General features: G+C 71.6%; 18 protein-coding genes and 1 riboswitch. Of the genes, 8 read left to right on the forward strand and 10 right to left on the reverse strand.

All coding sequences use genetic code 11. From position 1 onward, the window contains the following. Positions 1-786, forward strand: a 786-nt coding sequence (locus AB0B72_RS38045; RefSeq protein ID WP_367744466.1) for an alpha/beta fold hydrolase, incomplete at its 5' end; no start/stop codon positions are given. A gap of 291 nt (positions 787-1,077) precedes the next feature. Here AB0B72_RS38045 and AB0B72_RS38050 read toward each other — a convergent pair. Then, a complete protein-coding gene (locus tag AB0B72_RS38050; RefSeq protein ID WP_367744467.1) occupies positions 1,078-1,923 on the reverse strand; it encodes an NAD-dependent epimerase/dehydratase family protein in 846 nt (281 codons plus the stop codon). A gap of 117 nt (positions 1,924-2,040) precedes the next feature. Here AB0B72_RS38050 and AB0B72_RS38055 point away from each other — a divergent pair, with 117 nt between their 5' ends. The 3 genes from AB0B72_RS38055 to AB0B72_RS38065 all read left to right on the forward strand — a co-directional run bounded on the left by AB0B72_RS38055 (position 2,041) and on the right by AB0B72_RS38065 (position 11,573). Further along, positions 2,041-2,484: a MarR family winged helix-turn-helix transcriptional regulator gene (locus AB0B72_RS38055; RefSeq protein ID WP_367744468.1), complete on the forward strand. Its 444-nt coding sequence runs from the start codon at positions 2,041-2,043 to the stop codon at positions 2,482-2,484. 335 nt (positions 2,485-2,819) lie between these two features. Beyond that, complete coding sequence (locus AB0B72_RS38060; RefSeq protein WP_367744469.1) at positions 2,820-5,771, forward strand: leucine--tRNA ligase; 2,952 nt, start codon at positions 2,820-2,822, stop codon at positions 5,769-5,771. Positions 5,772-6,101: 330 nt separating this feature from the next. Continuing rightward, positions 6,102-11,573 carry a carboxyl transferase domain-containing protein gene (locus AB0B72_RS38065; protein WP_367744470.1) on the forward strand — a complete coding sequence of 1,824 codons (5,472 nt, stop codon included), beginning with the start codon at positions 6,102-6,104 and terminating at the stop codon, positions 11,571-11,573. Positions 11,574-11,644: 71 nt separating this feature from the next. Here AB0B72_RS38065 and AB0B72_RS38070 read toward each other — a convergent pair whose 3' ends face one another. From AB0B72_RS38070 to AB0B72_RS38085, 4 genes are all read right to left on the reverse strand, one after another. Next, positions 11,645-12,646, reverse strand: coding sequence for a hypothetical protein (locus AB0B72_RS38070; protein WP_367744471.1), 1,002 nt, complete (start codon positions 12,644-12,646; stop codon positions 11,645-11,647). Continuing rightward, on the reverse strand, positions 12,643-13,191 hold the full coding sequence (locus AB0B72_RS38075) for an RNA polymerase sigma factor (RefSeq protein WP_367744472.1): 549 nt from the start codon (positions 13,189-13,191) through the stop codon (positions 12,643-12,645). Before AB0B72_RS38075 ends, AB0B72_RS38070 begins: the two co-directional genes overlap by 4 nt. A 126-nt stretch (positions 13,192-13,317) precedes the next feature. After that, on the reverse strand, positions 13,318-14,004 hold the full coding sequence (locus AB0B72_RS38080; RefSeq protein WP_367744473.1) for an alpha/beta fold hydrolase: 687 nt from the start codon (positions 14,002-14,004) through the stop codon (positions 13,318-13,320). 178 nt (positions 14,005-14,182) lie between these two features. Then, complete coding sequence (locus tag AB0B72_RS38085; RefSeq protein ID WP_367744475.1) at positions 14,183-14,527, reverse strand: ArsR/SmtB family transcription factor; 345 nt, start codon at positions 14,525-14,527, stop codon at positions 14,183-14,185. 181 nt (positions 14,528-14,708) lie between these two features. Here AB0B72_RS38085 and AB0B72_RS38090 point away from each other — a divergent pair, with 181 nt between their 5' ends. Beyond that, on the forward strand, positions 14,709-15,410 hold the full coding sequence (locus tag AB0B72_RS38090) for a Clp protease N-terminal domain-containing protein (RefSeq protein ID WP_367744476.1): 702 nt from the start codon (positions 14,709-14,711) through the stop codon (positions 15,408-15,410). Between the two features lie 34 nt (positions 15,411-15,444). Here AB0B72_RS38090 and AB0B72_RS38095 read toward each other — a convergent pair whose 3' ends face one another. The 4 genes from AB0B72_RS38095 to AB0B72_RS38110 form a co-directional block, all read right to left on the reverse strand. Beyond that, positions 15,445-16,689, reverse strand: a complete 1,245-nt coding sequence (locus tag AB0B72_RS38095; protein ID WP_367744497.1) for an RNA polymerase sigma factor — start codon at positions 16,687-16,689, stop codon at positions 15,445-15,447. A gap of 129 nt (positions 16,690-16,818) precedes the next feature. Then, positions 16,819-17,499 (reverse strand): CHAP domain-containing protein, encoded by a 681-nt coding sequence (locus AB0B72_RS38100; RefSeq protein WP_367744477.1) that lies wholly within the window; start codon positions 17,497-17,499, stop codon positions 16,819-16,821. Positions 17,500-17,512: 13 nt separating this feature from the next. After that, positions 17,513-17,648: riboswitch (cyclic di-AMP (ydaO/yuaA leader) on the reverse strand. Positions 17,649-17,990: 342 nt separating this feature from the next. Then, entirely contained in the window at positions 17,991-18,992 is a 1,002-nt protein-coding gene (locus AB0B72_RS38105; protein WP_367744479.1) for an NAD-dependent epimerase/dehydratase family protein, read from the reverse strand. 31 nt (positions 18,993-19,023) lie between these two features. Then, complete coding sequence (locus tag AB0B72_RS38110; RefSeq protein ID WP_367744480.1) at positions 19,024-20,376, reverse strand: serine hydrolase domain-containing protein; 1,353 nt, start codon at positions 20,374-20,376, stop codon at positions 19,024-19,026. Between the two features lie 275 nt (positions 20,377-20,651). Here AB0B72_RS38110 and AB0B72_RS38115 point away from each other — a divergent pair, with 275 nt between their 5' ends. The 3 genes from AB0B72_RS38115 to AB0B72_RS38125 all read left to right on the forward strand — a co-directional run bounded on the left by AB0B72_RS38115 (position 20,652) and on the right by AB0B72_RS38125 (position 24,965). Continuing rightward, complete coding sequence (locus tag AB0B72_RS38115; protein WP_367744481.1) at positions 20,652-21,425, forward strand: hypothetical protein; 774 nt, start codon at positions 20,652-20,654, stop codon at positions 21,423-21,425. Between the two features lie 116 nt (positions 21,426-21,541). Continuing rightward, on the forward strand, positions 21,542-23,758 hold the full coding sequence (locus AB0B72_RS38120; protein WP_367744482.1) for an ATP-dependent RecD-like DNA helicase: 2,217 nt from the start codon (positions 21,542-21,544) through the stop codon (positions 23,756-23,758). 118 nt (positions 23,759-23,876) lie between these two features. Next, entirely contained in the window at positions 23,877-24,965 is a 1,089-nt protein-coding gene (locus AB0B72_RS38125) for a serine hydrolase domain-containing protein (RefSeq protein WP_367744483.1), read from the forward strand. 41 nt (positions 24,966-25,006) lie between these two features. On the opposite strand, the gene AB0B72_RS38130 is transcribed toward AB0B72_RS38125, so the two are convergent. Next, a complete protein-coding gene (locus AB0B72_RS38130) occupies positions 25,007-25,690 on the reverse strand; it encodes a TioE family transcriptional regulator (RefSeq protein ID WP_367744484.1) in 684 nt (227 codons plus the stop codon).

The following is a 25,690-nucleotide window of genomic DNA, read 5'->3' on the forward strand; positions in this document are numbered from 1 at the left end:
CCCGTCCACGTCCTGGACAGCGGCACCGGGCCCGCGGTGCTGATGCTGCACGGCTCCGGACCCGGTACGACCGGATCCGGAGCCTGGGCGACGACGGCACAGGCACTGGGCACGTCCTGGCGCCTGGTGGCTCCTGACCAGGCCGGGTTCGGTCGTACACCACTCCCGGCGGGCTCCAGGGGTGGGCTCCGGCTGTGGACGGAGCAGGCCGCGGGCCTGATGGATGCTCTCGGTGTCGAGCACTACGCCGTGGTGGGCCACTCCATGGGCGGTGCCGTGGCGCTGGCGCTGGCGGCCGCGCGTCCCCAGCAGGTCACCCGTGTCGTGGCGGTCTCGACGATGGGCGCCCCCGGGGCGCCGCTGTCCGCCGAGCTCGACGCGGTCTGGGCCGCCCCCGCCGGCCCGGCCGGGGCACGAGACATGTTGAGTCGCCTCGTCCTCGACCAGACGCTCGTGACCGAGTCGGCCGTCGCCGCCCGTGCAGCCGCGATGGAAGCGGGGGCGGCCGCATTCGCGTCGTTGTTCCCTCCACCCAGGGAACGCTGGGCCGACGATCTCACCCTCTCGGCGCAAACGCTGGCAGAGGTCCGCGCGCCCGTGCTGCTCGTCCACGGCGCCGAGGACCGAATCACCCCGCTCAGGACGGCAGCCCTGCCCCTGCTCGAACACCTGGCCGATGTCCGTCTGCACGTGCTCGGCCGATGCGGGCACGTGCCGGCGCTCGAGCACCCGCACGACTTCAGGCGACTCCTGTCGTGCTTCCTCGGCCGGGAACGAGGTCACTGACTGCTGCGGCAGGTCCGCGGCCCGTGCTCAAGCGGATCAGCATGAAGCAGGCGTGATCCGCGCAGAAGCCGGCGCCCTCCCCGAGACCCGAGCCATGACGAGTCAGTGCCCGAGGTCATCGCTCGACGGTTGTCTGCACGACCACCGATGATCACGGGGTGGCCATTTCGGTCTTCAAGCCCCAGCACGATGGCGGCCTCTTCCTGAAAGGCTGAATGGTCGATCTCCTCTCTCGCAGTGGCCGGCGCCTTGGGTCAACCAGGAGTCCCAGCGAGTACGGGACCGGCGTGTTCAGAAAGCCCCGGCGTCCTTGGCGGTGTAGACGGTGGGATAGACCGGCCGGAAGCCGAGCTCGCGGCGGATTTTGGAGGTGTCGGCGATACCTTCCCAGGGATCGCCGAGTGTCCGGCTCGCCGCGTCCTCGGCGATCGGCTCGCCGTTGAGGTTGAGCAGTTCCAGGGCGGTGACGGGTGCGTCGTCGGCCACGTTGAATACCTGACCATCCACCCCGTTCGCCCGGATCGCCCGGATCAGGGCTTGGCCGACGTCGGCGTGGTGAACCAGATGCAGGCGCTGGTGCAGTGGCCAGTCACGAGCCCACAACAGCGATTCGGCCAGGTGTGGATCGCCGTCGCCGTAGACGAACGCCAGACGGGCGATGCGCAGCGGCAACCCCTCGGCCTGATGGAGTTGCAGCAGGGCTTTTTCGGCCGCCGCCTTGCTCGTCGGATAGGCCCGGGCGGGTGGAGCGGGCTCATCCGCCTCCAGCGCTGGGCGACCGCGGCCAGGGCCGTAGACAAGGGTGGTGCTGGCGTAGACGAATCGGGTGACGCCAACTCGAAGGGCGGACTCGGCCAGCTTGACCGTGGCGGTGTGGTTGATCGCGGCTGCTTCCTCATCGGAGACGCCGCGGAAGGCCGCACCAAGGTGAACGACCGCATCGACGTCCTTGAGGGCATCGTCGAGCGTGCCGGTGTCACGCAGATCGCCGACGACGATCTGGGCACCGAGCCTGCCGAGGAACTCGGCCCGACCGAGGTCGCGGACAAGTACGCGGACGGGTTCTGCCTGCTGCAGCAGGCGAGGGACGAACCGGCTGCCGACTCGACCGGTCGCACCGGTCACCAGGATGGTCATAGCGAGACTCCAGAAGCTCGATGTGCTGTGGGCTCGACGATAGCAGAAGCTTTGATACATCAAACATTTTGATGGACCCAATATTCTGATCCATGCGACGGACGTACCATGACCGTCATGGAAGAACGCGATCCTGAGCAGGACGAACGACTGAAATCCGAAATCTGGAAGTCGCTGTATGAGTTCTTCCTGGACGAGCACGAACGCCACTTGGAGTCCGTCGCCGACCTCGGCGTAAGCCCCGGAGATCTCAAGGCCCTCATGCGACTGGTCCCAGGCCGCCGCGAACCGATGCGCGCCCTGGCCGACACGTGGCGTTGCGACGCCTCGACCGTCACCTGGATCGTCGACCGGCTGGAGAAGCAAGGCCTGGTCGAGCGCCAAGCCCACGAGACCGACAGACGCGTCAAGGTCGTCGTTCTGAGTCGTCGTGGCAGGCAGCTCCGAACACAGCTGTTCGACCGCTTCTACCAGCCACCCGCCGTCCTGTCGGAGCTGTCACACCCCGACCTGAAGACGCTCCACCGGCTGTCCACGCAGCTACGCCCAGAGGCCACCTGAACGGCAAGTCAGGCAGCGTTCTCCGACGGACCACTACCAAGCCGCCGGTTGTTCCCGAGCAGACGGCGGCGGTGGCCGGGGCGGCGTTTACACGCTGGAGGTGGTGCGGGGACCGCCGTGTCACGCGGGGGCGGACGCGCGGCCCAATCCACGCGGCGCACCGTTAATTGATCGCCGCGACGTGGGGCCGGGAGGTATCCTGCCGCCATGGCCGGATCCCAGAGCCTGCTCCTTACCGGGCCGCGTTGACGCGCTGAGTCGACGCGGCCGCCCCTCATGCGTGAGGGGCTTTTGCTTTTCCCCGTACTTTCCGGACGAGCAGTGGTGAGGATCGCATGAACGGCGGCGAGGCGGCTGAGGCCGTGACCGGCGGCGACGTGAAACCCGCGTTCCGCTACGACGCGCGGCTGGCCGGCGAGATCGAGGCCCGCTGGCAGGAGCGCTGGGAACGGGAGGGCACGTTCGACTCGCCCAACCCGGCCGGTGCGCTCGCCGCGGGGTTCGAGCGGATGGCGGGCCGGCGTAAGTTCTACGTGCTCGACATGTTCCCCTATCCCAGCGGTGCCGGGCTCCACGTGGGCCATCCGCTGGGCTACATCGGGACCGACGTCTACGCGCGCTACCGGCGGATGGCCGGCGATCATGTGCTGCACACGTTCGGCTACGACGCATTCGGGCTGCCGGCCGAGCAGTACGCGATCGACACCGGCCGGCATCCGCGGGTCACGACCGAGGCCAACATCGCGACGATGCGGCGGCAGCTGCGCCGGCTGGGCCTGGGACACGACACCCGCCGCGAGGTCGCGACCACCGACGTCTCGTACTACCGCTGGACTCAGTGGATCTTCCTGCGGATGTTCGGCAGCTGGGCCGACGAAAGCGGCCGGGCCCGGCCGATCGAGGAGCTGGTCGCCGAGTTCGAGGCGGGCCGCCGGGAGACGCCGGACGGGCGCGCGTGGGCCGAGCTGACCGACGTCGAACGGCGCCGGGTCGTCGACGGCCACCGGCTGGCCTACGTCGCCGAGGAGCCGGTCAACTGGTGCCCGGGGCTGGGCACCGTGCTGGCCAACGAGGAGGTCACCGCCGACGGCCGCAGCGACGTGGGCAACCATCCCGTCCATCGCCGGCCGCTGCGGCAGTGGATGCTGCGGATCACCGCGTTCGCCGACCGGCTGCTCGCGGATCTGGACCTGGTCGACTGGCCGGAGCCCATCAAGCAGATGCAGCGCAACTGGATCGGCGCCGCCGACGGCGCCCGGATCGGCCTGCGGGTGGCCGGCCGTCCCGGCGCGTCCATCGAGGTGTTCACCACCCGGCCCGACACGTTGCACGGCGCCACGTTCGTGGCGCTGTCACCGGGCCACCCGCTGGTGGACGGGCTGGTGCCCGAGGCCTGGCCGGACGGCACCCCGCATGCCTGGCGGTTCCCCGAAGGGGTCCCCGCAGGATTCTCCGCAGGGTTCTCCGCAGGGTTTTCCGCGGGAGGGGACGGCTGGACGCCACGGCGGGCCGTCGCCGCGTATGAGGAGACGGCGGCGCGGCTCGGCGACCGCCGCAGGACGGGGGAGCCCGGCACGACCGGGGTGTTCACCGGCGCGTACGCGATCAATCCGGTCACCGGAGAGCCGATCCCGGTGTTCGTCGCCGGCCATGTGCTGGGCGGCCACGGGACGGGTGCCGTCATGGGTGTTCCCGCGCACGACCAGCGCGATCTCGACTTCGCTCGGGCGTTCCGACTGCCGGTACGCGAGGTGCTGCGGCCTCCCGCGTCCTGGTACGCCGAGCAGGGCCTCGACAACGCGGAGCCGGCTTCGCGGTGGGTGACGGCCTTCACCGGTGACGGCGCCTACCTGGTGGCGCCGGGCCCCGCCTGCCGCACCGTGGAGGAGGGCGTCGCCGCGAGCGTCGGCCGGCTGGAGGAGCGCGGTCTGGGCCGCCGGGCCAGGTCGTACCGGCTGCGCGACTGGCTGTTCTCCCGGCAGCGCTACTGGGGTGAGCCGTTCCCCATCGTCTACGACGAGCATGGGCAGCCGGTCGCGCTGCCCGACGAGGCGCTGCCCGTACGGCTGCCGGAGATGACCGACTTCCGGCCACGGCCGCATGAGGACGAGGCCGGTGAGCCGGTGCCCCCGCTGGCCAGGGCCGCCGGCTGGGCGACCGTCGAGATGGACCTGGGCGACGGCCGCAAGAAGTACCGGCGGGAGCTGAACACCATGCCTCAGTGGGCGGGCTCGTGCTGGTACTACCTGCGCTATCTGGACCCTGCCAACGAGGAGGCGTTCGTCGACCCTGAGATCGAGCGCTACTGGATGTCCCCCAAGGGAGACGGCGGGGTCGACCTGTACGTCGGGGGAGTGGAGCACGCCGTGCTGCACCTGCTCTACGTGCGGTTCTGGCACAAGGTGCTGTACGACCTGGGCCACGTGAGCACGAGGGAGCCGTTCCGGCGCCTGTACAACCAGGGCTACATCCTGGCCGACGCCTTCACCGACGAACGCGGCATGTACGTGCCCGCCACCGAGGTGGTGCCGGCGGACGACGGCTCGCTGACCCACCACGGTCGCCCGGTCTCCCGGCGGGCCGGGAAGATGGGCAAGAGCCGCAAGAACAGCGTCAGCCCCGACGAGATGTACGAGCGGTACGGCGCCGACACGCTGCGCCTGTACGAGATGGCCATGGGACCGCTGGACGCACATCGCCCGTGGCGTACCGACGACGTCGTGGGGGTCCACCGGTTCCTGCAGCGCCTGTGGCGGAGCCTGGTCGACGAGGAGACCGGTGACGTCACCGTCGGCGACCATGCGCCGGACGAGGAGACGTTGCGGAGACTGCACCGCACGATCATGGCCGTGCGCAGGGACTTCGACCTGCTGCGGTTCAACACCGCCGTCGCCAGGCTGATGGAGCTGACGGCGCACACGGCCGCGATCGCCGCGCGGGACGGGCGGCTGCCCCGGGCCGTCGCGGAGCCGCTGGTGCTCCTGGTCGCCCCGCTGGCGCCGCACGTGGCCGAGGAGCTGTGGAGCCGCCTCGGCCATGCGGAGACGCTGACCTACGCGCCGTTCCCGCAGGCCGACGAGGCGCTCGCCGCCGAGCCGACCGTCACCATCCCGGTGCAGGTCAACGGCCGGACCCGGTTCACCGTCGAGGTGCAGGCCGACGCCGCTCCCGGTGAGATCGAGTCGATCGTGACCCGGAGCGACGCCTTCGCCCGGCACACCGAGGGCCTGACGGTCGCCAGGATCGTCGTCGTCCCCGGCAGGATCGCCAACATCGTCGCGGGATGAACGGCTCACCCCGCACGTGCGGCGCGCGTGGGGCCCGCCCCGGACGCGGTCAAGATCGGGTGGAGATCAGGTCAAGATCGGGTCGCGACGCGGGCGAACCGTGCTCGACACGTGGAAGAGATACGGAGTCCGTAGTGCCGCCGCTCCGTTCGCCCATGCCCTGGTCAACACGGTGGCCGACGCTTTTGCTCGTTTTTCACAACTATGGTCGCGTAACGTGCGCTGTCTGCACCATGGCGCTGCCGCCCCGAAGACGGAAGGGTAAGCAGTGCGGGGAAGCCGCCACGCCTCGGCGCGCGCATCATTGGTCTACAGAAGGGGCTCGGTCGGGTGTTCAATCGTGTCGCCATCGTCAACCGTGGGGAGGCCGCGATGCGGCTCATCCACGCCGTCCGTGAACTGGCCGCGGAGACCGGGACACGGATCGAGACCGTCGCACTGCACACCGACGTCGACCGGACCGCCACGTTCGTGCGCGAGGCCGACATCGCCTACGATCTCGGTCCCGCGTCCGCGCGCCCGTACCTCGACCTTGAGGTTCTGGAACGCGCACTGGTGGAGAGCGGGGCCGACGCCGCGTGGGTCGGCTGGGGCTTCGTCGCGGAGGACCCGGCGTTCGCGGAGCTGTGCGAGAAGGTCGGAGTCACCTTCGTCGGACCGAGCGCCGAGGCCATGCGCAGACTCGGCGACAAGATCGGCGCCAAGCTCCTCGCCGAGGAGGTTGGCGTGCCGGTCGCGCCGTGGAGCCGCGGCGCGGTCGAGACCCTGGAGGCCGCCCTGGAGGCGGCGGCCGAGATCGGCTACCCGCTGATGCTGAAGGCGACCGCGGGCGGCGGCGGGCGCGGCATCCGCGTGATCACGAACGAGGCCGAGCTCGCCGACGCCTACGAGCGGACCAGCCTCGAGGCCGCGCGGGCGTTCGGCAGCGGCATCGTGTTCCTGGAGCGCCTGGTCACCGGTGCCCGGCACGTCGAGGTCCAGGTGATCGCGGACGGCGAGGGCACCGCGTGGGCGCTCGGCGTCCGCGACTGCTCGGTGCAGCGGCGCAACCAGAAGGTCATCGAGGAGTCGGCGTCGCCGGTGCTCAGCCCCGCGCAGGCCGCCGAGCTCAAGGCGTCGGCCGAACGGCTGGCCGTCGCGGTCGGGTACCGCGGCGCGGCGACCGTCGAGTTCCTCTACCACCCCGGCGACAAGCTGTTTGCGTTCCTCGAGGTCAACACCCGTCTGCAGGTCGAGCACCCGATCACCGAGTCCACCACCGGGTTCGACCTGGTCAAGGCGCAGCTGCGGGTGGCATCCGGCGGGAGGCTCGAAGGTGATCCGCCGGTGGAGCGCGGTCACGCCATCGAGGCCCGGTTGAACGCCGAAGACCCCGACCGCGACTTCGCGCCCTCCCCGGGCCGCATCGCGCGGCTGGACCTGCCCGCCGGGCCGGGAATCCGCGTGGACACCGGCGTCAGCGAGGGCGACACGATCCCCGCCGACTTCGACTCGATGATCGCGAAGATCATCGCCTACGGCCGCGACCGCGACGAGGCGCTCGGCAGGCTGCGCCGGGCGATGGCGCAGACCACGGTGATCATCGAGGGGGGTGCGACGAACAAGAGCTTCGTGCTCGACCTGCTCAACCAGCCCGAGGTGATCGACGCCAGCGCAGACACCGGTTGGATCGACCGTGTCCGCGGCGAGGGCCGGCTCGTCTCGCACCGGAACTCCGCCGTCGCGCTGACGGCCGCCGCCATCGAGGCCTACGAGGAGGAGGAACGCGTCGAGCGGCAGCGCCTGCTGTCGACGGCGGCCGGCGGACGCCCGCAGGTGCGGCACGAGAGCGGCCGGCCGCTGGACCTGACGCTGCGTGGCGTCGCCTACCGCGTGCGCGTCGCGCGGATCGGCGCGCACCGCTTCCGCGTCGGTATCGCCGCGGGTGACGACGTCCGCACCGCCGACGTCGAGCTCGACCGCTTCGACCGGCACACCGGGCAGATCGTCGTCAACGGCGCCCGGTTCCGTCTGCTCACCGGGACGCACGGGCCGATCCACCTGGTCGAGGTGGACGGTGTGACACACCGGGTCGGCCGCGACGAGGGCGGCGTCGTCCGCTCGCCCGCGCCCGCGCTGGTCGTCGCCACGCCGCTGGAGGTCGGCGACGAGGTCGAGGCGGGCGCTCCGGTGCTGGTGCTGGAGAGCATGAAGATGGAGACGGTGCTGCGCGCGCCGTTCCGGGCGCGGCTGAAGGAATGCGCCGTGTCCGTGGGCACCCAGGTGGAGACCGGCGCGCCGCTGCTGCGCCTGGAGCCGCTCGCCGACGCCGCGGACACCCAGGCCGCCGAGTCCGCCAAGTCCAGCGAGTCCGTCGAGCTGGACCTGCCTCCCGCGCCAGGGAGGATCCCGGCGCGTGAGCGCGCCACGCGCGGCCAGGAGGACCTGCGCAGCCTGCTGCTGGGCTTCGACGTCGACCCGCACGACGAAGGCCGGGTGCTCGACGACTACCTCGCCGCGCGCCAGGCGGCCACAGAGGACGGCCACCGGCCGTTGGCCGAGGAGCTCGAACTCGTCAACGTGTTCACCGACCTCGCCGCGCTGAGCCGCAACCGGCCGGCGGGCGAGGACGGCGGCGGTGACGGCCACGTGTACAGCGCCCGCGAGTACTTCCACACCTACCTGCGGAGCCTCGACGTCGAGCGGGCCGGCCTGCCGGAGGCGTTCCAGGCCAAGCTCACCAAGGCGCTCAGGCACTACGGCGTCACCGGGCTGGAGCGCTCACCCGAGCTCGAAGCCGCGGTGTTCCGGATCTTCCTCGCCCAGCAGCGCGCGTCCGCCGACGCCACGGTCATCACGACGTTGCTGCGCGCCTGGCTGCGGGAGCCGCCGCCGGACGAGCCGCTGCGCGAGCCCGCCGGTCTCGCGCTGGAGCGGCTGGTGGCCGCGACGCAGGTCCGCCTGCCCGTGGTCCGCGACCTCGCGCGCGGGGTGGTGTTCGCCTGGTTCGGCCAGCCGCTGCTGCGCCGTAACCGCGCCCGCGTCTACGCCGACGTCCGCAAGCACCTGCGTCACCTGGACGCCCACCCGGACGCGCCGGACCGCGCCGAGCGCATCGCCGCGATGGTGCGCAGCACCGAGCCGCTTGTGCGGCTGCTCGGCCAGCGGCTCGTCCGCGACGACCTGGACAACGCGGTCATGCTGGAGGTGCTGACCCGTCGGTACTACGGCAACAAGGGGCTCACCGGCGTCCACACCAGCGTGGTCGCGGACTGCACGTTCGTGGTCGCCAAGCGGGCGGGCTCATGCGTGGTCTCCTCCGCGGTGGGCTTCGAGGAGCTGGGCGGCGCGCTGCGCGGGCTCGCGGAGCTGGCGAGCAGCGAGGACGCCATCGACGCCGACATCTATCTCGCCTGGGAGAACCAGCCGAAGGACTCCGCCGCGATGGCGGCCGCGCTGCACGAGGTCGTCAGCGCGCACCCGCTGCCGGACCAGATCCGCAGGCTCACCGCCACCGTCGCGGGCAGCGGCGGCGCGGTGATGCACCACCACTTCACGTTCCGCCCGTCGGCCACCGGGATGGCCGAAGAACGGCTGATCCGCGGCCTGCATCCCTACATCGCGCAGCGGATGCACATGGAGCGGCTGAGCAAGTTCGAACTCACCCGGCTGCCGTCGTCGGACGAGGAGGTCTACCTCTTCCAGTGCGTGGCGCGGGAGAACCCCTCAGACGACCGCCTCGTCGCGTTCGCGCAGGTGCGCGACCTGACCGAGCTGCGCGAGCACGCCGGCAGGCTGGTCGCGCTGCCGACGGCCGAGGACATCTTCGCCACCTGCCTCGACTCGATCCGCCGCGCGCAGTCGCGGCGGCCGTCGAACAAGCGCTTCAGCACCAACCGGATCGTCATCTACGTCTGGCCGCCGAGCGACATCACCCGCGCGGAGCTGGAGATGATCGCCAAGCGCGTGCTGCCGACGACCGCGGGCGCCGGGCTGGAGGAGATCTTGTTCATCGCGCGGCAGCGCAACCAGAAGACCGGCGAGCTGGTCAAGATCGCCGTACGCATCTGTTTCGACGCCACCGGCGGCACCACGCTGACCGTCGGCAAGCCGCCGGTCGAACCGATCGAGCCGCTCGACGACTACCGGCAGAAGGTGCTGCGCGCGAGCAGCCGCAACACGGTGTACCCGTACGAGCTGACCGGCACGCTCGGCCGCTTCGTCGAGCACGACCTCGACGACGACCACACGCTGGTGCCGGTCGACCGGCCGAAGGGGCGCAACACCGCGGCGATCGTCGCGGGCGTGGTCACCACGCCGACCCGGCGGCACCCGCAGGGCGTCACCAGGGTTGTGCTCCTCGGCGACCCGACGAAGGCGCTCGGCGCGCTGTCGGAGCCCGAGTGCCGCCGCGTGATCGCCGCACTGGACCTGGCCGAGCGGATGCGGGTGCCGCTGGAGTGGTACGCGCTGTCCGCCGGCGCCCGGATCTCCATGGAGTCGGGCACGGAGAACATGGACTGGGTGGCCGCGGCGCTCAAGCGGATCGTCGAGTTCACCCAGGACGGCGGCGAGATCAACATCGTGGTCGCGGGGATCAACGTCGGCGCGCAGCCGTACTGGAACGCCGAGGCGACGATGCTCATGCACACCAAGGGCATCCTGGTGATGACGCCGGACTCGGCGATGGTGCTCACCGGCAAGCAGTCGCTCGACTTCTCCGGTGGCGTGTCGGCCGAGGACAACTTCGGCATCGGCGGCTACGACCGGGTCATGGGGCCGAACGGGCAGGCGCAGTACTGGGCGCCGAACCTGGCCGCCGCGCGTGCGGTGCTGATGTCGCACTACGACCACACCTACATCGCGCCTGGCGAGCAGGCGCCGCGGCGGGCGAAGACGACCGACCCGATCGACCGCGACATCTGCGACTTCCCGCATGCGGTGGCGGGTAGCGACTTCACCACCGTCGGTGAGATCTTCTCCGCCGGGGCCAATCCGGACCGCAAGAAGCCGTTCGACATCCGGACCGTGATGCGGGCGCTGTGCGACCAGGACCACCCGGTGCTGGAACGCTGGACGGGCATGGCCGACGCGGACACAGCGGTGGTTCAGGACGCGCATCTGGGCGGCATGCCGGTGTGCCTGATCGGCATCGAGTCACGGTCGGTGCCGCGGCGCGGCTTCCCGCCCACCGACGGCCCGGACACCTACACCGCGGGCACGTTGTTCCCGCAGTCGTCGAAGAAGGCCGCCCGGGCGATCAACGCGGCCAGCGGCAACCGGCCGCTGGTGGTGCTGGCGAATTTGTCGGGCTTCGACGGCTCGCCGGAGTCGATGCGGAAGCTGCAGCTGGAGTACGGCGCCGAGATCGGCCGCGCGGTCGTGAACTTCCGCGGGCCCATCGTGTTCTGCGTGATCTCGCGGTACCACGGCGGCGCGTTCGTGGTGTTCTCCAAGGCGCTGAACCCGAACATGACCGTGCTCGCGCTTGAGGGCTCGTTCGCCTCGGTGCTCGGAGGCGCTCCCGCCGCCGCGGTGGTGTTCTCCGGCGACGTCAACGCCCGCACCGCGGCCGACCCGCGCGTGCGGGACCTGGAGGCCCGCGCCGCGGCCGCCTCCGGCGCCGACCGCGCCGCGTTGACCGCTGAGCTCGACGAGCTCCGCTCGTCGGTCCGCGCGGAGAAGCTCGGCGAGGTGGCCGCGGAGTTCGACCGGGTGCACAACATCCGGCGCGCGGTCGAGGTGGGCTCCGTGGACGCCGTCATCCGCGCCGCCGAGCTGCGCCCACGGATCATCGAGGCCATCGAGTCCCGCCTGCGCTGACCGCACCTCGCGTCACCTCGACGAGGTCCGCCGGCTCCCTGCCCGGAGGCACGGAGCCGGCGGCCATCTGGTCAGGAAGCGGGTGGCGGCGCGCTTCCGTTGTAGAAGGGGTTGACCGGCAGGCGCTCCGGGGTGACGAGCAGCCGGATCACCCCGGCCTTCACCTGCCAGGCGTTCCACACGATCCAGCCGCGCCCGACCTGGCCGGATGGCAGTGGCTCGAAGGACAGGCCGCCCGTCTTCGCGTCGGTCCGGATCAGGCTGAACACGGTGGTCAGGTGACGCTTGCGCGCCTCTGCCAGGACGTCGCCCACGGTGCGGCCGTCGCGCAGCCGGACACCGTCGAACATCTCGCCGGGGGCCATGGCCGAGTCGAAGTTCGCGTACTCCTCGCCCCGCCTCGCCTGGCGTCCCAGCTTTACGAAGACGTCGCCGGTGAAGCCGCCGGGGATCCGCATCTCCATGTAGCAGTGGCTGTCATGTCCCGGTCGGCATCCGTCGGGCACCGTCCGCATCGTCAGCGCGACGCCGCCGAACCGGGGACCGGAGGGATCCACCGGGCCCTGCGGGCTGGGCCGCTCCTTACTCGTGATCATCATGCCGAGGATCTTCCCCACGGCGCCCGGCGAGACGGGCACCGGGCGCAGATCGACGTGCAGGCCGACCGCGTGGAACGCCTCGGTGTACCGGCCGTACTCGGCGAACGGATCCTTGATGCGGGCGACGTACTGGTCGCCCTCCCGCCGGATCTCCACCGCGGCGTTGGCGTAGGACATCGCCGGGCCACCCAGCAGGCCCGGCCCCATCACGCCGCCCGCCACGACCACGGCGGCGGCGGTCAGGCCCAGCGCGAGACGGCGCGGCCCGCGCGAACCCTGCCGTGAAAGCCGGTCCCGCCGGGTGGCGCCGGGTTCGTGAATGGCGCCGGGTTCGTGAATGGTGCCGGGCTCCTGAGTGGTGATCGAGGCCAGGAGTGCCCGCGCCCCCGCGCCGGACGCCTGGCTCCGCGGCCTGCCGGGCTCGATCCGGGCAAGCGGCCGCAGCAGCCCGTTGATCTCGTCGATGTCCTTCACAACGACCTCCCGGCCGGAATCATCCGGCCCTTCGCCTCGAAACGGACTCCGGCCTCGTCGAGCGCACGTGAGAAGCGCCTGCGGGCCCGGTACAACCTGATGCGCACGGCATTGCGGGACACCCCGAGCATGGTGGCGATCTCGTCGCGTTCCAGGCCCTCCCAGGCGACCAGCGACAGCAGCTCGCGATCGTCGTCGGTGAGGGTCCGGAACACCGCGGCGACGGCGCTCAGCCCGACCCCGCTGTCAGGGGCGTCGGCGTACAGATCGGCCATCTCCGTGTCGAGTTCCACGTCGCGCACGCGGTGCCGGACCGCGCTGCGCCGGTGGTCGGCGAGCACCCTGCGAGCCACGCCGTACAGCCAGAGCCTCGCCTCCTGCCCCGGCGGCAGGTCGTTCACCCGGCGCCAGGCGATCGCGAAGGTCTCCGCCACGGCATCGGCCGCGTCCTGCGGCGAGTCGCAACGGCGTACGGCATAAGCCGTGATCTGGTCGTAGGTCTCCCTGTAGACGGCCTCGAACCTGGCCACCGGGTCGTCACCCACGGGCGGTTCCCATGGCTGGTCTCCTTCGTCAGTACGAAAATGCGGACATCTCCTACATGGCGAAGGCGGCCTCATCATTTCGCGCGGGTTCCGGGAGAGGCGGGCACGTCCCGGGGCGCAGGGAGGTCAGCGGGTCGCGAGCGCCTCCAGCCGGTCGGCCAGGTCGACCGGGCGGCTGAGGGCGGCCAGGTGGCCGCCGGGCATCTCCTCCACCTCTATTCCGAGCCGTTCCCTGACCACACGGCGCTGGAAATCCAGAGGGAAGAACCGGTCGTCGCGGCCCTGGAGGAACACCGTCGGGACGTCCGGCCACTTGTCCAGCGGCCAGGGCTGGGTGAACGGCTTCATCGCCTGCGCCTGCTCGCCCTGGGCCATCGCCTCCGCCGTGACCTCGGGCGGGACGTCGTGGAAGAAGTCGACGAGCAGGTCGACGCCGTCGGAGGGGGTGCGGCCCTCGCGTACGGCCTGTGCGGCGCGGGCCTCCGCCTGACCGGTCGCGTCCCACCACTCGCCCGCCGACTCGCCGGCCGCAGGGACCATGGCGTTGAGCAGGATCAGCAGATCGACCGGCACCTGTTCGCAGACGAGGGGCGCGGTGAACCCGCCCATCGACTGGGCCACCAGGATCGGCCGGACACGGTCGCCGATGGCCCGGATCACGGTGTCGCGGTATTCGTAGAGCCCGGCCGACTCGTCGGCGGCGGGCAGGTCCACGGCCACCACGTCGTGTCCCCGCCTCCACAGCTCGGGGACGAGCCGGTGCCAGTACCAGGCGCTGCCGCCCGCCCCGGGAACGAGAACGTAGCTCGCCATGTCACGCCCTCCTGTCCGGCCGGTGCACGGCGGCGTCGCCGCTCGTGGCGCGGGCCTGCCGCGCCGCCTTCGCGGTCGCCACGGGACCACCTCCATTATCCGAAGCCACGTCGATAGAGAGCGGATCGACTCTAGGCTGCGGGACCGACAAAACCGGGCCCGGCGATGGAGGTCGCGCTCAGGTCGAGCCGTCCTGTGTCCTGCGTTCGCGGCGGCCCCGCACGAGTTCCGTCCCGAGGGCGTCCAGCCGCTGGGTCCAGAACCGGCGGAAGTTGTCGAGCCACGTGTCGACCTCGCGCAAAGGCTCCGGGTCCACCGCGTACAGGCGGCGGGTGCCCTCGGCGCGGACGGTCGCGAACCCGCTCTCCCTGAGCACACGCAGGTGCTGGGACACGCCCGGCTGGGAGATCCCGAACTCCTCCTGGACGACGGCGCCGATCTCGCCGGCGGAGCGCTCCCCGCCGGCCAGCATCTCCAGGATGCGGCGCCGGACCGGATCCCCGAGGACGTCGAACGCGTGCATGGCGCCAGGCTTCCAGCAGTCCGTTATATAAGTCAACTCTAAATAACAGTGCCGGGTATGCCGCCTCATGAGTTGGGTCGCGGGCCGCCGGACGCGGAACTCGCGGCCCGCGCCGAGCACACCCGGACCGGGCGTCAACTAAAGATTGACGACCAGAGAGTCGTCAATCTACGATTGACGCATGAGTCCACTCAACATCAGCCTCGCCGACCTGATCGCCCGTCTCGACGAGGAACTTCCCGATGCCGACCACCTGGCCCGCATCAGCGAGGCGCAACTGCGCAACAAGACCCTGTCCGACCTCGGTGACCAGCTCGTCAGCCACTATGTCGGCAAGGCCAAGCAGGCGGGCGCCTCGTGGAGCGAGATCGGCGACGCCATCGGGGTCTCCAAACAGGCCGCCCAGCAGCGCCACGCGCCCACCCCGTTCGAGCGGTTCACCGACCTGAACCGGCACAGCATCGTGCTGGCGCAGGAGGCCGCCCGGACGCACAAGCACGACTTCATCGGCACGGAGCACATCCTGCTCGGCCTGCTCGGCGAGCCGCGGGGCCTGGCGTACGAGGTGCTGATGGCGAAAACCGAGTCGGAGCAGCGCATCCGCGACGCGATCGGGGAAGTGCTGCCACCGGCGGGAGAGAAGGCGCCGCGGGGTCACATCGCGTTCCGGCCGGAGAGCATGGAGGCCATCGAGCACGCACTTCGCGCGTCGGCCGAGCTCGGCCACGACTGGGTCGGCACGGAACACTCGCTGCTGGGCCTGATGCGCACCGAGGAGAGCCCGGCCGCGCAGATCCTGCGCAACCTCGGCTTCACGCCGGACGAGTTGCACGAGACGGTCAAGACCGAGATCGCCAAACGGTCCGCCGCAGGCGACAAGTAGCGGCGAAACGATCAGATGCCGCGGCGGACCGCGGCTAGGCGTCGCCGAGCCGGGCGGCCTGGGCCTCCAGGTAGCGCTGCTCGGGCAGGCTGGCCGTACGGCGGGCGGCGGTGCGGTACAGAGACCGGGCGGCGGCGTGATCACCGGCCATCTCCAGCAGGTGCGCGCGGACCGCGTGCAGCCGGTGGTGCCCGGCCAGGCGGTCGTCGGCGTCGAGCGGCCGCAGCAGGTCGAGGCCGGCCTGCGGGCCCTGGACCATGGCGACGGCGACGGCGCGGTTCAGCGTGACCATGGGGTTGGGGGTCACCCGTTCCAGCAGTTCGTAGAGGGCGGCGACCTGGGGCCAGTCGACGTCCCGCGTGGTGGACGCCTCGGCGTGCACGGCGGCGATCGCGGCCTGGAGCTGGTACTGCCCCAGCGGCGCGCGGGCCAGCGTCTCGGTGATGAGCGCGATCCCCTCGGCGATCTGGTCGCGGTTCCACCGGCCGCGGTCCTGCTCGGCGAGGGGAACCAGCGCGCCGTCGGGGGTGGTGCGCGCCGACCGCCGGGCGTCGGTGAGCAGCATCAGCGCGAGCAGCCCGGCGACCTCCCCGTCCTCGGGCAGCAGCCGGTGGACGGCCCTGGCCAGCCGGATCGCCTCGCCGGTCAGCTCCGCCTGCTGCAGGTCCGGGCCCGAGGTGGTGGTGTAGCCCTCGTTGAAGATCAGGTACAGCACGTGCAGGACCACCCGGAGCCGTTCCTCGCGCTCCTGCTCGGGCGGCATGCCGAACGGGATCCCCGTCGTCTTGATGCGCTGCTTGGCCCTGCTGATGCGCTGGGCCATCGTCGCCTCCGGCACCATGAAGGCCCGGGCGATCTGCGCGGTGGTGAGGCCGCCGACGGCCCGAAGGGTGAGCGCCACCTGGGAGGGCGCCGACAGCGCCGGATGGCAGCACATGAACAGCAAAGTGAGCGTGTCGTCCCGGTCGGGCCGCCAATCGCCGGGCTCGGGGGCCTGGAGGGCGTCCGGCGGGGACATCGCCGCCATGGTCGCCTCCCGCTGCCTGCGGGACTCGTCGCTGCGCCACTGGTCGATGAGGCGGCGGGAGGCGACCGTGGTGAGCCAGCCCTGCGGATTGTCGGGGACGCCGTCGGCCGGCCACTGCACGGCGGCGGCGAGCAGCGCCTCCTGTACGGCGTCCTCGCAGGCGTCGAAGTGGCCGTAGCGCCGGATGAGCGAGCCCAGCGCCAGCGGCGCGAGCCTGCGCAGCTCGTCCTCGATCCGGCGGTCGGCCGTCATCTCCCGCCCCCCGGCGGGGCCGGCAGTGACCACGGGCGTCCCTCCTCCTCGCCGGCGCGGCCCGGCGTCGATCAGGTTCGAGGGGTCCCAGTCAACCACGACCCGCGCCGAGGACCGCGCCTCCGGTGATCAGGGAGCGGTGTAGTAGGGGTAGCCGTATCCGGTGATGCTGGACGTGGGCCGGTTCCGGATCTGCACCGCGCCGCCGCCGGCGTTGCCCTCGATGGTGCGGATCGTGCCGTTACCGTTGTCCTTGACGACGAATCCGACGTGGTCGATGTCGTCGAAGTTCTTGCTGCCGCTCCAGCTGAAGAACACCACCGCACCCGGCTTGGGGACGGTTCCCCAGCGGTTGTGGGCGGCGAACCAGCGGGCGTGCTCCACCGTGTAGGCGTCGGAGCCCATGACCGGCTGGATGCCGAGCTTCTGGCCGACCCAGGAGACGAACATGTCGCACCACGGCGCGTTGGCGTAGCCGGAAAGGGTGCCGCCGTCCCGGGACAGGGTCTCCCTGGCGCGCGGGGTGGACATGTACCACTGCTGGAACTTGGTGCCCCCGCCGTTGGCGTTCTCGCTGATGCCCACCTGGCTTGCGGCCAGTTTCAGGACGTCGCCGGGGCCGACCTTGGGCAGCCCGGCCGCGGCCTTGGCGAGGGGGTCGAGCTGGGGGGCGCCGTCCGCGACGGTCCGTGCCGAGGGCCCGCTGTCCGCGTGGGCCGCGAGCGGGGCGGCGAACGGGGCCACGGAGAGGGCCGAGGTGAGGGCTCCCGTCGCGAGGGCAGCGCTAAGACAGGTCCTGAGGGCATGCATGCGGGGCGTACTCCCTTGCTTCCATGCCGCCTACCGGGTTAGCTGACGGGTTCGGGCTGGAAGTCGCCCTACGGCACTGGGTGCCGATTCACCCCGGAGAGAGGTGGGTCCCCGGCTCCGCGCGGACGCGGACTCGGCGGCGACACGACCATCCGAGGCCGGGCGGTCGTGTCGATCCTGAGAGGGGCACATTTGACCGGGCAAACGGACAACTATGCCCCGAGTTACATGAAAGGTAACTTCTACGCCGAAACCGGTCAAGTAAGGATAAGTCGGATTTTACGTCGCAGCTTTCCGTCAAGGCCTGGACGTCGTCGCAGGTAGATCGCCTGGGTGAGGGTCAGGTAGATCTACGATTGCCTTCGCTTCGGGGCCTGTACGCCAGCGCTCCTCGCATGGGAGCCCGTGCGCCACCGCCTTTCGCCTCGGAGCCCGCACGCCACGCCCCCGGCGCTCGCCATCAGGTCGTCGCCCCGAGTGGCCCGGTGTGGTCACGCGCTCCGCCGGCGCCCCCAAGCGGCCAGGATCTCCCGCTCCTTGGCGGGGTCGAGACCCAGCTCCGCCATGCCGGGAGGCGGCACCCGGCCGCCCGCGACCAGCCAGGCCCAGGTGTCGGCCACGGTCTCCTCCAGGGGCCGGCAGCGCAGTCCGGTGGCCTCGGCCCGCCTGATGTCCGTCCAGACGAGCCCCGCCAGTTCGGGTTCCGGCGGGAGCCAGCCCGGCAGTTCGGCCCAGCGGTCCATCCCCGCAGCCTCGATCGCCTCGGGGGCGACCCAGACGGGCTCCGCCCGGCCGCCGGTGACGTCGACGACGGCCCGCAGCAGCGATCCCATGGTGGCGTGCCCGGCCGGGTTGACCAGGTTGACCGGTCCGGACACGCCGCCCTCGGCCGCGTCCAGCATCCAGTCCGTCAGATCCCGGACGTCGATGAAGCGCAGGGGCAGGTCGATCGGGCCGGGCGCGAGCATCGGGCCGCCCCGCTCGGCCCGCAGCAGCCAGTGGGGCAGGCGCCCGAGGTCCTCGTGCGGACCGAGGATGAGCCCCGCCCGCGCCAGCACCGCCCGGTCGCCGAACGCCTCCAGCGCGGCGAGCTCGCCACCCCGTTTGTCCTCGGGGTATCCGGTCGCCTCCGCGTCAGCTGAGGCATCGACGGTTGGGTGGGTCTCGTCGAGGCCCCGCGGCAGCGGCGACGCGTACACGGCCCGGCTGGAGACGTACACGTACCGGCCGGCCCGGCCGGCGAGCAGGCGGGCGCTGTCGCGGACGGCGTGGGGCGCGCCGGCCCAGGTGTCGATCACCGCGTCCCACCGGCCGGCGCCAAGCTTGGCCAGGTCCGCCGGGCGCAGCCGGTCCCCGATGATCGCCTCGGCTCCGGGATGGGCCCATCCGCCGAGGCCGCGGTTGAAGGTGGTGACCCGCCATCCCCGCTCCGCGGCGGCCGTGACCACCCACCGCCCGACGAACGACGTCCCCCCAAGCACCAGCAGTCGCATGGCGGCATTCTGCCCCGGCGTGGGGAAGGAGTCAGCGCCAGCCCTGCGGATCCACCCCGCCCGGCACCCCCACCGCCGGGTCGTACGGCTCCCGCGTGAAGACGAACGTGTTGATGTCGAGGTGGACGCCCCCGGCGGCGCGGACCACCCGCAGGGTCTCCCCGGCGTAGTAGCCGTCCCGGCCGAGCCAGGTGCCGTCGGCCATGGCGGCGAAGCGCGAGGCCCGGCCCTGGCTGTTCATGGGGGTGAGCGACAGGCCGCGGCGCGGCAGGAGCCGCAGCACGTAGGGCGCGGGCCCCCAGTACCACGGGCCGGTCAGGGCCAGCAGGTCCTCGTCCACGGGGGAGGGGGCCCACTCGGCCGGCAGCGGCGGCTCGTGCTCGGCGAGGATGTCCAGCAGGTCGGTGTCGAGGCCGCCCCGCACGCCGGAGGTGGTGTTGGCCATCCACAGCACTCCTGTCCCGTCGGCGGGGTCGGCCCACACGGTGGCGAGGAAACCCGGCATCGACCCGCTGTGCCCGGCCAGGCGCCGCGCGCCGCCGGGGCCGGTGTGCCGGGACAGCTGGATGCCGAGGCCGAAGCCGCGCGTCCATGCGTGCCCGTCCTCTACGACGGCCGGCTCACGCATCTCGGCGAGCGTGTCGGGCCGCAGCACCTCGCCGGTGTCGCCGCCGATGAAGGAGGTCCAGCGCACGAGGTCGGCCGTGGTCGACCAGAGCTGCCCGGCCGCCGCCATGGCGCCGTGGTCGTGCTCCGGCTCGGGGAGCAGCACGTCGGCCCACGGGTGGACGGCGTACCCGGTCGCGTGGGGCGGGCGGGGGCGGGGCGTGGTGTCGCGCATGCCGAGCGGTTCGAGGATCTCCGCGCGCACGGCGTCCTCCCAGGGCTCCGACCGTTTGCGCGCCACCAGTTCGCCGAGCAGCGCGAAGCCGACGTTGGAGTAGTGGAGGCGGCGGCCGGGGCGGTGCCTGGCCGACTCCGGCCCGAGGGCGGCGATCAGCTCGGCGGCCGGAACTCCCGGGGTCCGCTCCCACCACTCGCCCGGCGACTCGGCCGTCAGCCCGCTGGAGTGGGACAGCAGCTGAGCGACGGTGACGTCGCCCACCGGAGTGCCCGGGACGTGCTTGCCCACGGGATCGAGCAGGTCGAGCCGTCCCTCGTCGCGCAGCCGCATCACCATGACGGCGACGAACGTCTTGGTGATCGAGCCGATGCGGTACTGGGTGGCCTGCGTGGGCGGCTGCCCGTCCACCTGCCCCCTGGCTCCGAACCACACCGTCTCGCCGCCCCTGACCAGCGCCGCCACCATCGACGGCACCCGTGACTGCGCCTGCTCGGCCGCCAGGCGGCGCAGCAGCGCGCGGGCCGTCCCCTCCAGGACCATCCTCCGCAGCCCCTTCCGCTCGATGTCGCTCCAGGCTAGCGTTCCCGCCGTCCATGTGCCGATCTTGCGATGACGCGCCGCGGCTCCGGGCTCCCGGCCCGGCTCGATGTCCGCGTCTCGACGATGCCGGAGCGGAGATCTCCCTGGACAACCGGCGTGCCGCGATCAAGGATCATCGGGACGCCGGATCTACGGGAGCGCGCATCGTGACCGACTCTGCACCCCCCTGCCGCCTTTACGTACTTGTCGCCAGGGCAGCGCCCGTCGCGCTGATCATGCGCCGCGGCCCGGCCGGCTGGTGGCATCTGCTGGAGTGGGATTTGCGCAGCCGTGAGGTGACATCGGGCGCCTGGCTTCGCGGGACGCTCTACCCGCGCCGGTGTGACATATCGCCGGACGGAAAGCTCCTCGGGTACTTCGCGCTCGGACACGGGCCGTCCCCGTGGGACACCTATTTCGCCGTGTCCAAGGTGCCGTGGCTTACCGCGCTGGTGGCCTGGCACACCTTCGGCACCTGGACCGGTGGCTGCGAGTTCGCCCCGGACAACGGCCTGACCATCTGGGCCTCGATGGGCGTGAAGCCCTTCCACGGCGATTACCCCTATGGCGCTGTCGTGGAAAGCCTCGACCGCGACTGGATCTATCGGGACCTGCAGAACGAGTACAAACGCGGCTGGCGCCCCCTGGCCGAAGGCATGGCGGGGCGAATGCCCCCCGAGTTGCGTGAAGCCGTGCTCATCGCGCGCGTCCGGCCGGGCGGCGACCGCGCGCTGGTGCTGGCCCATACCGGGACCGACTTCCAAAGGCACGGAATCGAGGGCGTACAGGTCAGTTACCTGCGGGAGGAGGACGACGGCCATCTCACGCCGCTGCCTGAGGCGGCATGGGCAGACTGGGACGACGAGGGCCGGCTGCTGATGGCCACCCGTGACGGGGTGATCAAGATCATAGAGTGGCGGTCCGGCGCGTGGACGCAGACATGGTCCCAGGATCTGCGCGATCTGACCCCGGAACCGTTGCCGTCCCCTCCCTGGGTCCAGGACTGGTAGCCGTTCCGGCGGATCGCGCTCCATGCACGCGCTCGAACACGCCTTCCGCACGGCCGGCGGCGCCCGGTCGCGCCCGTCGCACGCGCCGCCGTACGGGCTGGGGGAGAATGCCACCCATGACCACCCCTCCTGGCGGTCCCGCCAAGCCGCCCGGCGCCGAGCTGACCGCGGTGCTTGAACGGATCACCTATGCCAATGAGGAGACCGGTTACACCATCGCCCGGGTCGCGACCGAGCGGTCGGGGAGCGAGCTGCTCACCGTCGTCGGGCCGCTCCTCGGGGCGCAGGTCGGTGAGTCGCTGCGGCTCACCGGCCGGTGGGGCTCGCATCCCCGGTACGGCAGGCAGTTCGAGGTCTGGTCGTACACCACGGTCCTGCCGGCGACCATCCAGGGCATCCAGCGCTACCTGGGGTCGGGGCTGATCAAGGGCATCGGCCCGAAGATGGCCGAGCGGATCGTCGACCACTTCGGCACCGACACCCTCCGGGTGATCGAGGAGGAGCCGGGCCGGCTGGTCGAGGTCCCCGGGCTCGGCCCCAAGCGCACCAAGATGATCGGGAACGCCTGGGAGGAACAGAAGATCATCAAGGAGGTGATGATCTTCCTGCAGGGCGTGGGCGTGTCCACCTCGATCGCCGTGCGGATCTTCAAGCAGTACGGCGACACGTCGATCGACGTGGTGCGCAAGGAGCCCTACCGGCTCGCCGACGACGTGTGGGGCATCGGGTTCAAGACCGCCGACACGATCGCGCAGGCCGTGGGCATCCCGCACGACAGCCCCGAGCGGGTCAAGGCCGGGCTGCGCTACACCCTGTCGCAGGCGGCCGACGACGGCCACTGCTACCTGCCCGCCCCCAACCTGGTCGCCGACGCCGTGAAGATCCTCGAGGTGCCCCCGGAGCTGACCTCGGCGTGCCTGGAGGAGCTGGTCGCCGAGGAGGGGGTCGTCCGGGAGGAGGTCCCCGCCGGGGACTCCACGGTCCCGGCGGTCTACCTCGTGCCGTTCCACCGGGCCGAGCTGTCGCTGGCCGGCACCCTGCGCGGCCTGCTGGGCGGCGCCCACGACCGGCTCAAGGCCTTCGCCGACGTCGACTGGCCGGCCGCCTTCGGGTGGCTGCACGGCAGGACCGGCTCCGAGCTCGCGCCCGAGCAGTCCCAGGCCGTACGGCTCGCGCTCACCGAGAAGGTCGCCGTCCTCACCGGCGGGCCGGGCTGCGGCAAGAGCTTCACGGTGAGGTCGGTGGTGATGCTCGCCCGCGCCAAGAAGGCCAAGGTCATCCTGGCCGCGCCCACCGGCCGGGCGGCCAAGCGCCTGGCGGAGCTGACCGGCCACGAGGCGACGACGGTGCACCGCCTGCTGCAGCTGCGTCCGGGCGGGGACGCGACGTTCGACCGCGACAACCCTCTCGACGCCGACCTGGTGGTGGTCGACGAGGCGTCCATGCTCGACCTGCTGCTGGCCAACAAGCTCGCCAAGGCGGTCGCTCCCGGGGCCCACCTGTTGTTCGTCGGAGACGTCGACCAGCTTCCCTCGGTCGGCGCGGGCGAGGTGCTGCGCGACCTGCTCGCCGCCCCCGACGTCCCCCGCGTACGGCTGACGCAGATCTTCCGCCAGGCACAGGAGTCTGGCGTGGTGGTCAACGCCCACCGGGTCAACACCGGTCAGCCGCCACTGGTCCGCGACTTCCCCGACTTCTTCCTGTTCCCCTGCGAGGAGCCGGAGGAGATCGCCGCGCTGACGGTCGACGTGGTCGCCCGGCGCATCCCGGGCAGGTTCGGCCTCAACCCCCGCAGGGACGTGCAGGTGCTGGCCCCGATGCACCGGGGCCCCGCCGGGGCGGGCGCGCTCAACGTCGCCCTGCAGGAGGCGCTGACGCCGTCCCGGGAGGGCATGCCCGAGCGACGCTACGGCGGGCGGGTCTTCCGCGTCGGCGACAAGGTGACGCAGCTGCGCAACAACTACGACAAGGGCGCGGCCGGGGTCTTCAACGGCACGGTCGGCGTGGTCACCGCCATCACTCCGGAGGAGAGCAAGCTGGCCGTGCTGACCGACGAGGACGAGACCGTCGACTACTCCTTCGACGAGCTGGACGAGCTGGCCCACGCCTACGCCGTCAGCATCCACCGCTCCCAGGGCAGCGAATATCCGGCCGTCGTCATCCCCCTGGCGACCAGCGCGTGGATGATGTTGCAGCGCAACCTGCTCTACACGGCCATCACCCGCGCCAAGAAGCTCGTGGTGATCGTGGGATCGCGGCGGGCGCTCGCCCAGGCCGTACGGACGCGGGGCGCGGGCCGGCGCCACACCGGGCTGACCCACCGCCTCCAGTGACACCCGCCTGTGGGTCCGATCCGCGGGGAGCCGGCGAACAGCCTCTCAGGAACGACATCCACCCCCTCTAAGCAACTTGTGTTGACTAATTCCAAATTAGTCAACTAACGTTGCTTACATGCCCGCCAACGACATCCCCGTCCCCCAGGAGACCCCCGCCGCCTCGGCGGCCGGCCGCGATCGAGGAGGTCACACCAGGCTCCAGCGCGCGCTCGACCAGGCCATGGCCGGCGGCGGGGGCCCCGGCATCGTGGCCGAGCTCAGGGACGCCGGCACACCGCCGTGGTTCGGCACGGCAGGGGTGGCCGACATGACGACCGGCCGCGAGCGCCGACCGGGTGAGCACTTCCGCATCGGAAGCCTCACCAAGGCGTTCGTCGGCACGGTGATCCTGCAACTGGCCGCCGAAGGCACGCTGACCCCGGACGACACGGTGGCCACGTGGCTGCCCGGCGTGGTCGAGGAGCACATCCCCGGCGCGGACGCCACCACGATCACCGTCAGACGGCTGCTCAACCACACCAGCGGACTCCCCGACGCCCTCCCCGGCCAGGAGACCCCCCGCGCCGAAGAGCCCGGGAAGCGCTTCGTCTACTCCAAGGTCAACTACAACCTCGCCGGAATGATCGTCGAGCGTGCGACCGGCTCGACCCTCGCGGACGAGATCGAGCGCCGCATCGCCCGCCCGCTGCGCCTGACGGGAACCTACCTGCCGGGCGCCGGCAACACGATCCGCGCCCCGCACGCCCGCCACTACTCCAAGCTGGGCGAAACCGGCCCCGGCGCGGAGATCCACGACGTGACCGAGATTGACCTGAGCTGGGCCTGGGCCGCGGGCGGCATGGTCTCGACCACCTCTGACCTGCACCGGTTCCTGAGCTCGCTGCTGCGTGGCGGCCTCCTCCCGCCCGCCGAGCAGAAGGAGATGTTCACCACCGTCTCGACGGAGGGCTCGGGCTGGGTCCCCGACACCAGGTACGGCCTCGGCGTCTACTCCCAGAGGCTCTCGTGCGGGACCACGCTCTGGGGCGGCGGCGGCTTCATCGACGGCTCCATGACGTACGCGATGGGCGACCGAGAAGGCACCCACACGCTGGTGGCGAACCTCAACGGCGACTGGAACGACTTCGCGACGACCTTCGCCGACCTTTTCGAGGCTCGCTTCTGCCCGGCGACCTCCCCGAACCCGGCCAAGCCGGGGCATTGAGCCCGGAGCGCCGGCAGCCGTACAGAGCCGGCCTGCCCGCTTCAGGGTTCGCGGGCACAGAGGTAGGCGTCCAGGTCGGCGGCACCCTTGAGCATGGCGCGGCCCCGTGCGGACAGGCGGGCCCGCCAGTCGCGCAGGGTCGCCTCCAGCGGGGCGACGCCTCCGGCGGAGCGGACCTGGGCGATCAGCGGGGCGATCTGCTCCAGCAGGTAGCCGCCCCGCCTGAGCTGGAGGGCCAGCTGAACGTCCCGCACGTCGGCCGCGCTGTAGATCCGGTAGCCCGTCCGCGGATCGCGGCGCGGCCGGACCAGCCCAGCGTTCTCCCATTTGCGCAGGGTGGCGGGGCGGATGCCGAGCCTGCCCGCCAGGGGGCCGATGAACGTGTCGCCGCGCTCCTGCGGCACGGGCGCCAGATCGCGGAGCGCGCCTTCGACGGCCTGGAGGGTGCGGCGGTCGCCGAGAAGCTGCCCGTGGCTCTCGTCGATGAGCCGCAGCGCGTCCTCGGCGGCCCCCCGGTTGACCGCCTGCATGATCGACGTGGCCGTCTGGTGGCCGTGCCCCGGCACGAGGGCGAGGAACGCGCGCAGGGCCTGCGCGTGCAGCGGCGTATAGGTGCGGTAGCCGTGGACGGTGCGTTCGGCGGCGGGCAGGATGCCGGCGTCCTCGTAGTTCCTGATCGCCTGGGTGGACAGGCCGTGCTCGCGCGCCAGGTCCACTGGCCTCAT

Source organism: Microbispora sp. NPDC049125 (genome assembly GCF_040802045.1).
In the GTDB taxonomy this organism is placed as follows: Bacteria; Actinomycetota; Actinomycetes; order Streptosporangiales; family Streptosporangiaceae; genus Microbispora.